We start from the raw sequence: 12,821 nt of genomic DNA, 5'->3' as shown, positions 1-12,821 counted from the left end.
CAAGGGGACAGCCAGAATAGAAAAAAATAAACGAAAGGAGCACTTATGTTTAGTTTATTGCGCAGTATGTGGCTCACGTTTCTGCATGCGTTTCACAAGCGGGAAACCATCCAGTATCCGGAGCAAAAGGCCATCCTCCCGACACGTTGGCGCGGCCGCATTGTGCTGTCACGTGACCCGGACGGGGGCGAACGCTGCGTGGCCTGCAACCTCTGCGCCGCTGCCTGCCCCGTGGACTGTATCGCGCTGCAAGCCACCGAAGACGAGACAGGCCGTCGCTATCCCGAGTTCTTCCGCATTAACTTTTCGCGTTGCATTTTCTGCGGTTTCTGCGAAGACGCCTGCCCTACTTACGCCATCCAGCTTATACCTGATTTCGAAATGGGCGAGTACAATCGCCAGAACCTCGTGTATGAGAAAAAGGACCTGCTTATCAACGGGCAGGGCAAATACCATGGCTATAACTACTACAAGGTAGCGGGCCTGGCCATCGGCGGAAAAGGCAAGGGCGAAGCCGAGAATGAAGCGCCTCCTGTAGACATCAAAAGCTTAATCCCTTAGCCTATGGAAACCGCATTTTATCTTGCCGCTACTGTCGCTGTGCTGGCCACCATCATGGTCATCACCCGCTACAACATGATTCATGCCCTGCTCTACCTTGTGGTGTCGTTTCTGGCCGTCGCGGTGGTGTTCCTCACCATGGGAGCGCCCTTTATGGCGGCCCTAGAAGTCATCGTGTACGCCGGGGCCATTGTGGTGCTCATCATCTTCGTGATCATGATGTTGAGCCTCACCCGCGAAGATGTGGAACAGGAAAAAGCCTGGCTCCAGCCCAAGCTCTGGATGGGCCCTGCTCTGCTCTCCTTTGTGCTGCTGGCAGAATTGGTATACCTGTTGGTAGTTGCTGAAATGCCAGCCGCGCCTGCCACTGCCGGTAGCTATGTCGACGCCAAAGCTGTCGGGCTTGCTTTGTATGGCCCTTATGTGCTGGGTGTGCAGCTGTCCGGTATTCTGCTGATGGCTGGCATCGTTGGGGCCTACCACTTGGGCCGCCAGAAGAAGAAAGTCATCCACCGCTTCCTGCAGGAAAAAGAACCGCAAAAAGAAAGGAGCGCTGTTATATGACCGCTATACCGATGGAAACCGGTTTGATGCTGGCGGGCGTGCTGTTCATGCTCGGGCTGATCAGTGTGATGATTCGCCGCAACATCATTTTCATGCTCATCTCGGTGGAGATCATGCTCAATGCCGCCGGGCTGGCCTTTATTGTAGCGGGGAGCCACTGGGCACAGCCCGACGGACAGATCATGTTCATTTTCATCCTCACGATGGCCGCCGCCGAAGTGTCGGTAGGTCTGGCGCTGATACTGCAAATTTATCACCAGCTGAAGACGCTCAACAGCGACGCGGCTAACTTTATGAAAGGATAACGCTATGAGAGAACTACTCTGGTTAATCCCCGCCCTGCCCTTTGCCGGCGCCCTCTTGCTGGTGCTGTTCGGCAATCGCATTTCGCGTGCGCTGGTCTCGGCCATCGGGGTTGGGAGTGTCGGGCTGTCGGCCGCCGTCACGCTGGTGCTGGGCTTCGAATACCTCACGGCACGTCCGGCTTTCATCCGGCAGGAAGTTTGGCAGTGGTTTGATGTGGCTGGCTTTAGTCCCTCCATCGCTTTCCACCTTGACGCGCTTTCGATGGTCTTTATCTTCGTCATCACCTTCGTCGGATTTCTGATTCACATCTACTCCACCGAGTACATGGCCGAAGACAAGGACTATTCCCGCTTCTTTGCCTGCATGAACCTCTTCGTGGGCTCCATGCTCATGCTCGTGATGGCTGATAATCTGCTCCTGCTATACCTGGGCTGGGAAGGTGTGGGTCTTTGCTCCTACCTGCTTATCGGCTTCTGGTACAAGGAGCCTGCCAACGGCTATGCCGCCCGAAAAGCCTTCATCATCACCCGCGTCGGCGACACGGCCATGGCCATCGGTTTATTCATGCTCTTTCAGCATTTTGGCACACTGCACATCCAAAGCATTTCCACGGAAGCGGCTCAGGTATGGAGCGTGGGCAACGAGACTGCCATGATCATTGCGCTGCTTTTGTTGGGCGGTGCGGTCGGTAAATCAGGTCAGTTGCCGTTGCAAACATGGTTACCCGATGCGATGGCGGGTCCGACGCCCGTGAGTGCGCTCATACACGCGGCTACCATGGTGACGGCCGGTGTATACCTGGTGGCCCGCATGCATGTGATCTTCCAGCTGTCGCCGGTAGCCATGATGGCCGTAGCCGTGATTGGCGCTGTGACCTTGCTCATCGCAGGGTTTGCGGCACTCACGCAGTATGACATCAAGCGGGTGCTCGCCTACTCTACCATCAGTCAGGTGGGTTATATGTTTCTGGCCCTGGGCGTGGGGGCCTGGTCAGCGGGTGTGTTCCACTTCATGATTCACGGCTTTTTCAAGGCACTGCTGTTCCTTTGTGCGGGAGCTATTATTCTGGCGCTGCACCACGAACAGGACATGCGGAAAATGGGTGGCCTGAGCAAGAAATTGCCCGTCGTGTTTTATACCTTCCTGATTGGCGCTGCCTCGCTGGCGGCCTTCCCGCTGGTGTCGGCGGGCTTCTACAGCAAGGATCAGATTCTATGGCTGCAACTGGCCGGTGAGAACGGCAACATCTGGCTATACCTAGCCGGTTTGCTGGGTGCTTTCATCACCTCCATCTATACCTTCCGGATGGTGTTCCTCACCTTCTTTGGCGAAGAGCGAACGCATGTCGGGCATAAACCAACCATGGCCATCACGGTGCCGCTGATTATACTGGCTGTGCTGTCTTTTGCAGGCGGCTTCATCGAGCTCCCGCACAACTTCGGTCATGTGGTGCTCTTCTCCGACTTCCTCGCTCCTATCCTGCCGGCAGTAAACGTGGTGCCGGATTTCACCCAGTTTGAATGGATGTTGCAATTGCTGGCAGCAGTAATTTCGTTGGGGGGTATTTTCATCGCTTACCTCTTCTATTACAAAAAGCCGGAGCTGATTGAGAACATACATCGCTCTGAAACGGCTATGGCGATACACCGCTTCTGGCATTCGGGCTGGGGCTTCGACAAACTGTACGACGCTCTCTTTGTGCGGCCTTATGTATACCTGTCGAAGATCAATAAGAGTGACTTCATCGATGCCATCTATACCTTTATTGCCAATGCCACACAAGGGCTGCATCAGCTCTTTGCACAAACGCAAACCGGCGTGATGCGCAACTATGTAATGGGCGTGGTTGTCGGCGCAATTATGATTCTAACCATAAGTCTACTGCTATGATATTGGTCTGGCTGATTGTGATACTGATGGTCGGCGGCATGCTGGCCTGGATCTCCGGGAAAATAAACCGTACACTGCCCCGATGGGTGGCGCTGGCATCTGTGGGAGCTGTTTTTGGCATAACGCTATACCTGTGGCTAACCAATCCTATACCTGTGCTGGGTTCGGCTTGGTTGATACAATTCGCACAACCATGGATTCCGCAGTGGGGCATCAGCTTCAGTCTGGCATTGGATGGGTTGAGTCTGCTGATGCTGCTGCTCACCTTTTTTATTGGTTTGCTTGCCGTGCTTATTTCGTGGCGCGAGATTCAGACTAAAGTAGCTTTCTTCCATTTCAACCTGCTGTGGGTGCTGGCAGGTATAACAGGCGTTTTCCTCACTATGGACCTCTTCCTGTTCTACTTTTTCTGGGAAGTCATGCTCATTCCGATGTACTTCCTAATCGGCATCTGGGGACATGAAAACCGTCGCTACGCCGCCTACAAATTCTTCATCTTCACACAGGCATCGGGCTTACTTATGCTGCTGGCCATACTCGGACTTTATTTCATCCACGGCAGCCAAACCGGCCTCTATACCTTCAGCTATTTTGAACTGCTCAACACAACGCTGGCACCTGAAGCGGCACGCCTGCTGATGTTTGGTTTCCTGGCTGCATTCCTGGTCAAGCTACCAGTCGTACCCTTCCACTCCTGGCTCCCCGACGCGCACTCCGAAGCGCCGACGGCGGGTAGTGTAATTCTGGCGGGCCTGCTACTCAAAACCGGGGCTTACGGCTTGCTGCGCTTCGTGCTGCCGCTCTTCCCGACGGCCACCGTGGAGTTTGCGCCTTGGGCCATGCTGCTCGGTGTTATTGGTATCATTTACGGAGCGATTCTGGCCTTCTCCCAAACCGATCTCAAGCGGTTGGTGGCCTATACCAGTGTGAGCCACATGGGCTTTGTGATTCTGGGCGTGTTTGCCTTCAACGAGTGGGCGCTGCAAGGCGTGGTCATGCAGATGATCACGCATGGCCTGAGCACTGGTGCGCTCTTCATCATCGCCGGCTTCCTGTATGAACGCCTCCATACCCGCGACATCCGGCAGATGGGTGGCTTCTGGTCCACGGCTCCCAAAATGGGGGTGATTGGGCTCATCTTCGTCATGGCTTCCCTCGGCCTTCCCGGACTCGGTAACTTCATCGCCGAATTCCTCACTTTGGTCGGCTCCTGGCAGGCCAACAACTGGCTGACGGTTTTCGCCACCATTGGCCTGGTAATGGCCACGATTTACTCGCTGCGCATCATGCAGAAGATCTTCTTCCAAGAGTATAAACTCGAGCAACCGCTCCCCGACATGAATGCCCGCGAAATGCTCATCGCTATACCTATGGTGGCCATGATTCTCTGGTTGGGCCTCTACCCTCAGCCAGTGCTCGATACCGCCCGCCCCAGCATTCAGGAGCAACTGCAGGCGTATACCAAATCTGTTGTAGAACAGGAGCCCATTGCACGCGTGGATGACAATGAAACGGTGACTATACCTGAAAAGGCAACTATGCTGGAAAAGTCTAAAAAAGCGAAGCCATCTTCAGATCTCCAGATTCCCAAATCTTCAAATTGATACGCCATGACACTGACAGATTTCCAACACCTCATGCCCCTGCTCATCCTCACCGTTGCGGTGCTGGTGGCCATGCTGGTGATTGCCGTGGGCCGCAATCATAAGATCATGTATGTGATTACGGCAGTCTCTTTTCTGGCTGCTTTTGCCTCGCTCTTTGAGCTGCGGGATGGAGGGCGCTATACCATCGAGCCGCTGCTGGTAGTAGATGGTTTCGGCGTGTTTTACATTGGCATGATCCTGCTCACGGCGCTGCTCATCAGCATGCTCTCCTATGCCTATTTTGAGCAACGGGAGGAGCGCAAGGAAGAGTATTACATCCTGCTTCTGCTGGCGACCATAGGGGCCTGTGTGCTAGTCATCAGTAAGCATTTTGCTTCGCTTTTCCTGGGCTTGGAAATCCTGAGTGTGTCGCTTTATGCTTTGATAGCCTACCTGCGCAAACGGGAGCGGTCTGACGAAGCGGGTATAAAATATTTGATTCTGGCGGCCTTCTCTTCAGCTTTCCTGCTCTTCGGGATGGCACTGGTTTACGCCAGTACGGGCACCATGGAGTTTGCAGGTATAGCGGCTGCCATTACCAATTTCACAGAACTGCCGCTGCTGCTCCTGACCGGCTTCGGGATGATGATTGTCGGCATTGGCTTTAAGCTGAGCGTCGTCCCTTTCCACATGTGGGCACCGGATGTGTATGAAGGCGCTCCGGCCCCGGTAACAGCTTTTATCGCCACGGTTTCCAAAGGGGGTGTACTGGGCGTACTGATCCGTTTCTTTATGGAAGTAGACGGTTTCCGTTACCCGACCCTTGTGCTGATTTTAACCATTGTGGCCATTGCCTCTATGCTGGCAGGCAACCTGCTAGCCCTGCTACAGCGCAATGTTAAGCGGATTCTCGCCTATTCCTCTATCGCGCACCTCGGCTATCTGCTGGTGGCATTTTTGGCAGGCAATCAAATGGGCGTGGAAGCGGTGACGTTTTACCTCGTGGCCTACTTTATCACGACTGTCGGAGCCTTCGGTGTCGTGGCCATGCTATCGGATAAAGAGCGTGACGCGGAGCAGCTCGAGGATTACCGTGCGCTGCTTTGGCGGAGACCATGGACTGCTGCGGTTTTCACTGCTATGCTGCTCTCGCTGGCAGGTATACCACTCACGGCAGGCTTTGTCGGCAAGTTCTATATTCTGGCTGCGGGGGTAAATACACAGTTGTGGCTGCTCGTGGTCATGCTGGCGCTTAACAGTGTGGTGGGTTTGTTCTACTACATTCGCATTGTGGCCGTCATGTTCCAGCAACCGGAGGCAGAGGCGGAGGCAGATCCACGTGGCAAGCTGCGCCCTTCTATCTATGTGGCCAGTGTGGGTACACTTACCTTATTGGCTTTACTGCTGGTGTACATTGGCGTATATCCATCAGGACTACTGCAGGTAATTCAGGGATTAATTGCAACAGCAGCTCCATAACCAACAATGTGTTGTTCATTAGAAGCCCTTCTCACAGAAGGGCTTTTTTGGTTTAAATACACCTTTGCACTGTAAAATCAGGTTAAGCTTAGTATCCAATAATGCATCCCGACTTCAGTAAAGCCCTTACCTGACTCTAATCAATAGCAGGAACCTGACACAAATAAACCCTTTATTTCACACTAAAAATAATCAAAATAAATATTTACTTATTCCCAAAATATATCGTATTTAAAAAGTGCCTACACGCCTGTTTGCTTTTATATAAAGACACGAATCATGGCTAAGGCTGTACTATTTGTGCCGCAGTTCTTTTCGTTTATTGATCTATCCGGTCAGGGGAATTTATATGCTCCGCATCCGGGAGAATAGCGCCTCAGGCTGCAATGCACTTGCTGGCGATATACTCAGTCAGGCTGTAGGCGGTTTGATTGGAAATTTAATTTATGGCCCCTGCAATTCATCTACAGAAGACTTGTTCGGACTAAGTCAGTATGTGTACCATTTGCCACCTCATATGCATAACTGATAAGCGATAAAAGGCAGCTAAAATGATGATATGATTGCCAGGAAAAAAGCAAAATTCCGGATAGTGCCTTATAGGCCGGAACATGAACAGGCGCTATTGGAAATTGAGCGCATGTCGCCGCAGGGCTTTATGGTCAAGCTGGAAGTCATGCGCGATCATTTTTTGTCCCGGGCAGAGCTGTTCGAGGACTATGCTGCTTTTGTCGCACTTGGGCCGGTAGAGAAGGTACTGGCAGGCGGCATAGGCGCACAGACACCCATGTGCATCAACGGAAAGCTGCAACAGACTGGCTTCGGTTTCGATGTGCTGGTTGATCCCTCTGCCCGTAACATGGGCATTGGGCGGGACCTGGCTACCTGCGTGCGAAAACGATACTTCGACCCGAAAGGATTGAAACGCCAGTTCACCACCCTGCGGGCCGGCAACCTGACCATGCTGCACCTGCTTTCCAAATCTTATCGCAACACTTTCCTGTACGAGTTTCTATACCTGACTTTCCCGACTGCCCGTACCTTGCGGGTCGAGAATGCCGCTATCGGTGAGACCTTATTTAATACATCCCTTTTCACTGAAGACAACAAGCTGAGTGACTACTACGAAGTAAACGAAAGCGGTATGGGTTTGTGGCACACGCATAAATTGTATCAACTCAAAGTAAAGTCAGTGAACCCGGTTTTGAGCGGAGGGCTCTGGCTCGGGAACCGTTTTATCCGAACAAATAAATATGTGCCGCTGGTGGGATCTCTGTTGAAAACGACTACCATTTACAATCTTACCCAGGACAACATACATACTTTGCCTGAGGTGTCGCTTGAATTGTACCAGCGGGGCATCAACTACATGCAGATTTGTTGTCAGCCCAATGACGCTGTATACCATGCCCTGCAAAAAAGCGCCCTCAATGCCTTTAGTCACTATGTAGTGAGTAGCATGGAGCTGAAGGCAGACGAGTCGCTTACGCTTGACGTCCGCTGCCTGTGACATTTCCTGTATCTTTGTCGGCAGATCACATGTTGCAAGCCCTATGAAAACCCTTCTGTCGTCTTTGCTATTACTGCTTAGCTTTTACCACACTGCCATAGGGCAGCAACAACCGGACAGTATCCGCATTACTTTCCAGGTGTACGCTCCTACCCTATCAGATTCGCAGCAGGTATACCTGAGTGGCAGCACACCTGAACTCGGAAACTGGCAGCCCAACCGCATCACCATGCAGCGTACCGGGGCTCAGGTATGGGAAAAGACGGTATACCTGAAAGAGCAGTCAGTGCAATACAAATTCACCCTTGGCTCCTGGAGCACCGAGGCTACCGATGAAAAAGGGAATCCGCTGCCGAATTTCAGTCTGGAACTAAAAGGTGACACCACCGTGCAGCATCAACTTAGCCATTGGTTGGAGAGAGCCAGCAAGCCAATTTCAGGTGGCATCACCGGCACGGTAGCGTATCACCGCAACTTAACAGCAGACAGCCTGCTGCCCCGCGACCTGATTGTGTGGTTACCGCCGGGCTACGAAGAAAGTAACAAACGCTATCCAGTCCTTTACATGCACGATGGGCAAAACGTATTCGATCCGGCTACAAGCTCCTTCGGTGTGGACTGGCGCATAGACGAAACGGCAGACAGCCTGATCCGCAACCGGCAAATGGAGCCTGTCATCATGGTGGGTATTTACAACACATCCGAGCGCATGGAAGAGTATGTGCCGGGGCTGAAAGGCAGCGCCTACATGGATTTTGTAGTGAACAGGTTGAAGCCTCTTGTTGATCAGACCTACCGCACCAAAACGTGCGCCAAACATACTCTGACAGGCGGTTCTTCAGCTGGAGGTATAATGGCGTTTATGCTGGCCTGGGAATATCCGCAGGTGTTCAGCAAGGCCATCTGCATGTCCCCCGCTTTTAAGATCATGCACATCGACTACGTAAAAGAAGTGCAAGCCTATAAGGGCAAGAAGAAAAAGCTGAAACTCTATATTGACAATGGTGGGATCGACCTGGAAGCCCGTCTGCAGCCAGGTATAGACGAAATGTTAGCAGCCTTGCAGGTGCAAGGCTACCGGGAAGGCAAAGACTATATCTGGGTTCTGGACAAGAAGGCACAGCATAACGAAGCGGCCTGGGCCAAACGCATGCCGGCAGCCCTGACCTTTTTATTGGGAAAGTAAGCTAATGACAAAGCTGATACTGTAGACAGCTAAATATTGTAAAACCTATATATTATATATTCTAAAATCAGGTCTATCTGAAAGCAGTTCTTTTGCCCACATTGTCTCTCAACTGGCTTTAAAGGGAGATTTATCACCTAATAAATCAGATAATATACCTCTTCCAATCTCAAAAATCGCAGGTCTTGTCTGGCATCCTGTTGCATTTTTCCTTACCTTGAAACACAATTCATCTTCAGATTTCAGGTTATAAATACAGGTACAAGAAAGGAGCACGCTATGGGACAGCAATTTTTAAAGTATGGTTGGATTTTGGTAGCACCGCTACTGATTTTACAGTTAAGCGGTGAGAACAGCCTCAAACTGAGCGCTACACCAAACGAGCGCAATGACAGAGCCTTTGAGGCAAACAGACAAATTTTCACTTCACCTGCCCTGCCTGACGCGATCACGTTTGCAGGTGAGCCCGTGCCGCTGCACCTGCCGGATGTAGCGGAGCGTCTCGACCGCGAACTGCTGGCTAACACCTACCTGCACACCAGCACGCTGCTGGCCCTGAAACGTATGCAGCGCTACCTTCCGGAGATCCGCCAGATCCTGAAGGAGAATGATATGCACGAAGACTTCATTTACCTGGCCCTTGCCGAGAGTCTTTTCGGACAAGTGACCTCCCATGCCGGTGCTTCTGGTTTCTGGCAGCTCATGCCAGACACGGCTCGCGGCTATGGCATGGTCGTGAATGGGGAGGTGGACGAGCGCTTCCATGTGCAGAAATCGACTGTGGCGGCCTGTCGCTACCTCAAGACTGCCAAGAACAAGTTTGGCACCTGGACCGATGCCGCCGCCTCCTACAACCGTGGTATGGCTGGTCTGGACAAAGCCATGAAGCACCAGAAGGTGAACTCATTCTATGATCTCTATTTGAACGACGAGACCTCCCGCTACATCTTTCGAATCCTGGCCCTGAAAGAGATTCTGGGCAATCCGCAGAAGTATGGATTTGACGTTCCGGAAACACATGGCTACAATCCACTGCCTGCCAAAGCCGTGACCGTGGAGAACACCATACCTGATCTGATCGACTTTGCGCACGAACAGGGTACGAATTACAAGACACTACGCCTCTACAACCCTTGGATCAGAGGTTATAAACTAACCGTGCCAGCTGGCAAAGAGTATGTGCTGCAAATGCCGATGTAATGTCAACGGACTATAGAATTTTTGAAAAAGACAGATACTTCTACACCCATCACTAGTCAGAAAAGATTTAGTATGGTATAGCACCAGCTCTTATAGCTAATTGACCAGCAAGGGAGTGTCGGAAACATCCGGCACTCCCTTGCTGTATAAAGGGGCATGAGTAGAGCATTTGTAAAAGAAGACGACGCAGGCGAAGCACCCATCATTCCACCACGGGCGGCCCTGCCTGCAGGCGTGCCCAATTATGTTCGTCCGCAGGGACTGGAGAAACTAAGAACTGAACTGGAAGAGCTGGAATCGGATCGCACTATCGTAGAAGCCAACCGCGAAAACGATGCGGACCGCACCCGTCAACTCACTATCCTCAACGGCAAACTCAGCGCCCTGAACGGACGAATTGCCAGTGCCAGAGTCATTGACCCGCTGGAGCAAATCCCGGACGAAGTGCGCTTTGGAGCCACTGTCAAGCTACGCACCCTTAGTGGTGGCAAACCTGGCACCATCCGGCAATTTACCATCGTGGGTGTAGACGAAGCGGATGTCACGCAAGGGCTAATAGGATTTGTAGCTCCTATTGCGCAAGCGGTAACGGGTGCCAAAGTCGGTCAGAAGCTGCAACTGAAATTGGGGCGTGTGGAAGAGGAAGTTGAAGTGGTGGAGATTAAGTATAGTTGATTTACACAAGGTCAAATGTCATTTCGAGCAAAGCAAGAAAGCTGAAGATATAATGTCCCCAGCTTTCTCGTTTTGCTAAAAATGATAATAGATATTAATGCTGATGCCCCTGTGGCGCTGTCTTAGTTTGGTCTGTAGTAGTCGCTCCACTTTGCCCTCGCCTATACGTTTCTTCCGTTTCTCCGCAGGCCAGCATCGCTTCCCCGAAATATGGGTTACGGATATCCTTGATCTCACTCAGCCAGAAAGCACCCTGGTCACCCAAAGCCATTGGGCAGGATTGGATATAAGCTACCTCGTGCTGTATACCAAATACCTTCACTGCTTCAATCACATGTTCAGAGAGCGGTGAAAAGGCAGCACGCTGTTTTTCCAGATCACGGCTTTTCTGAATTGCCTCTGCATTTGACTTCAATGTTGGCAGCAACGCCATCCACTGATCGTGCATTTTGCCATCGAGCTCACCCATATTCACCTGCCCCAACGTCACGACAAAGGTGCCTGCCGCCTGACGCGCTGCGGGCACGTCGGATGCTACCAGGGCATTTTTCAGGGTATAGTATTGGTCAATGAGCTGGGTGAGCTGTTGCTGGAAAGCTTCCGGTGCCTTAGGCCCGCCTGCTGGTGGTGGCGACATCATGCTGTAGTTACCACGTAATTGCGCCGCGCCATCGACGGCAAACACACCATTGGTTACCACTTCCTCACCTGGCTGCAAACCGGATTCTACTACATAGCGGTCACCCATGCGTGGCCCCAGTGTCACCTCGCGCATCTCAAAAGCCGGCATCTCCTGCCCCGGTACTTTCACGTACACAACAGAGCGTTTACCGGTCCACAACACCGCACTGCTTGGTACCGACAGCGACTGTTCTTTGGCACCTGTAGATGTCTTGATGCGGGCATCCGCGAACATGCCCGGCTTCAGTTGGTTGCCGGGGTTTTGCACCTCGGCACGCACTTCAATCGCACGGGTTGTGGCATCCAGTACAGGGGTGATAAAGCCTACCTTGGCCGTAAATTCTTTGCCAGGTATACCTGGTACCGTGAAGGTGATGTTACCACCCTGCTTGATCCAGGACAGGTCAGCTTCGTAGGCATCCAGCACCACCCACACCGAGGACAGGTTCGCTACCTCAAAAAGTGCAGAACCTGTTGTCACGTAGTCGCCGGCACTCACTAAACGCTCCGTTACTACGCCGGCCGCATCAGAATAAATATCGAAATTGGTAATGATGTCCGATGCATTTTCAATTCGCTTGATCTGTGCATCAGTCAACTTCCAGAGCTTGAGTTTGGACCGGGCGGCTTCGTATAGTTCCGGCATCAAATCCTTAGCGCGGGCAGCTTCCTGTAGTTCGCGTTGGGCGGTGATCAACTCCGGTGAATAGAGCGAAGCCAGCCGCTCCCCACGGCGTACTTCCTGCCCCGTAAAGTTCACATAGAGTCGCTCAATACGTCCCGGAAACTTTGCAGTGATCGAAGAGACTTGCTGCTCGTTTAGGGCCACCCTGCCTGAAAGCACGAGTTCGTTCTCCGGATCAACCATTTCCAGCCTGGTTGTTTGGATGTTAGAAAGGGCGATCGCTTCAGGCGTCATTTCCAGCACATAGCGGCTTGTCTTACCGCCTCCGCCACCGTTGCTCACCGGAATCAAATCCATGCCACAAAGCGGACATTTTCCCGGTCCGTCCTGCCTGATCTGTGGGTGCATAGAGCAGGTATACTCGGTGGCACCAGCCACCTCTCCGGCGTGTTCGTGTGCCTGTTCTGAACCCCGGCCGCCAAAGAGCAACCAGCCCAGCAGCAGTCCGCCCAAGGCCACAAGTAGGTAGGTTACGATTCTTTTATTTCTTGATGTCAT

Annotated in this window: 11 protein-coding genes; 10 read left to right on the top strand and 1 reads right to left on the bottom strand. The window is 52.3% G+C overall.

Going from position 1 to position 12,821, the window contains the following annotated elements:
* The first annotated feature begins 45 nt into the window (after window positions 1-45).
* The 10 genes from nuoI to I0P70_RS11230 all read left to right on the top strand — a co-directional run bounded on the left by nuoI (window position 46) and on the right by I0P70_RS11230 (window position 10,957).
* Window positions 46-561, top strand: coding sequence for an NADH-quinone oxidoreductase subunit NuoI (gene nuoI, locus I0P70_RS11275; RefSeq protein WP_196117777.1), 516 nt, complete (start codon window positions 46-48; stop codon window positions 559-561).
* Between the two features lie 3 nt (window positions 562-564).
* Window positions 565-1,125: an NADH-quinone oxidoreductase subunit J gene (gene nuoJ, locus I0P70_RS11270; protein ID WP_196117775.1), complete on the top strand. Its 561-nt coding sequence runs from the start codon at window positions 565-567 to the stop codon at window positions 1,123-1,125.
* Window positions 1,122-1,430, top strand: a complete 309-nt coding sequence (gene nuoK / locus I0P70_RS11265) for an NADH-quinone oxidoreductase subunit NuoK (RefSeq protein ID WP_196117773.1) — start codon at window positions 1,122-1,124, stop codon at window positions 1,428-1,430. Before nuoJ ends, nuoK begins: the two co-directional genes overlap by 4 nt.
* A 4-nt stretch (window positions 1,431-1,434) precedes the next feature.
* Entirely contained in the window at window positions 1,435-3,321 is a 1,887-nt protein-coding gene (gene nuoL, locus I0P70_RS11260) for an NADH-quinone oxidoreductase subunit L (RefSeq protein WP_196117771.1), read from the top strand.
* Window positions 3,318-4,925 carry an NADH-quinone oxidoreductase subunit M gene (gene nuoM, locus I0P70_RS11255; protein ID WP_230392134.1) on the top strand — a complete coding sequence of 536 codons (1,608 nt, stop codon included), beginning with the start codon at window positions 3,318-3,320 and terminating at the stop codon, window positions 4,923-4,925. Before nuoL ends, nuoM begins: the two co-directional genes overlap by 4 nt.
* A gap of 6 nt (window positions 4,926-4,931) precedes the next feature.
* Complete coding sequence (locus tag I0P70_RS11250) at window positions 4,932-6,386, top strand: NADH-quinone oxidoreductase subunit N (protein WP_196117769.1); 1,455 nt, start codon at window positions 4,932-4,934, stop codon at window positions 6,384-6,386.
* A 559-nt stretch (window positions 6,387-6,945) separates the two neighbouring features.
* Entirely contained in the window at window positions 6,946-7,896 is a 951-nt protein-coding gene (locus I0P70_RS11245) for a GNAT family N-acetyltransferase (RefSeq protein WP_196117767.1), read from the top strand.
* A 43-nt stretch (window positions 7,897-7,939) separates the two neighbouring features.
* The gene (locus tag I0P70_RS11240; RefSeq protein ID WP_230392133.1) at window positions 7,940-9,082 is read left to right on the top strand and encodes an alpha/beta hydrolase-fold protein; all 1,143 of its coding nucleotides are present in this window, start codon (window positions 7,940-7,942) and stop codon (window positions 9,080-9,082) included.
* Between the two features lie 279 nt (window positions 9,083-9,361).
* Window positions 9,362-10,282, top strand: a complete 921-nt coding sequence (locus I0P70_RS11235; protein ID WP_076422043.1) for a lytic transglycosylase domain-containing protein — start codon at window positions 9,362-9,364, stop codon at window positions 10,280-10,282.
* Between the two features lie 156 nt (window positions 10,283-10,438).
* Window positions 10,439-10,957 carry a GreA/GreB family elongation factor gene (locus tag I0P70_RS11230; RefSeq protein WP_196117765.1) on the top strand — a complete coding sequence of 173 codons (519 nt, stop codon included), beginning with the start codon at window positions 10,439-10,441 and terminating at the stop codon, window positions 10,955-10,957.
* A gap of 94 nt (window positions 10,958-11,051) precedes the next feature.
* On the opposite strand, the gene I0P70_RS11225 is transcribed toward I0P70_RS11230, so the two are convergent.
* Window positions 11,052-12,821, bottom strand: coding sequence for an efflux RND transporter periplasmic adaptor subunit (locus tag I0P70_RS11225; RefSeq protein WP_196117763.1), 1,770 nt, complete (start codon window positions 12,819-12,821; stop codon window positions 11,052-11,054).

This window comes from Pontibacter sp. FD36 (assembly GCF_015686655.1).
Lineage (GTDB): Bacteria > Bacteroidota > Bacteroidia > Cytophagales > Hymenobacteraceae > Pontibacter.
This window is presented reverse-complemented; position numbering and strand designations above follow the sequence as displayed.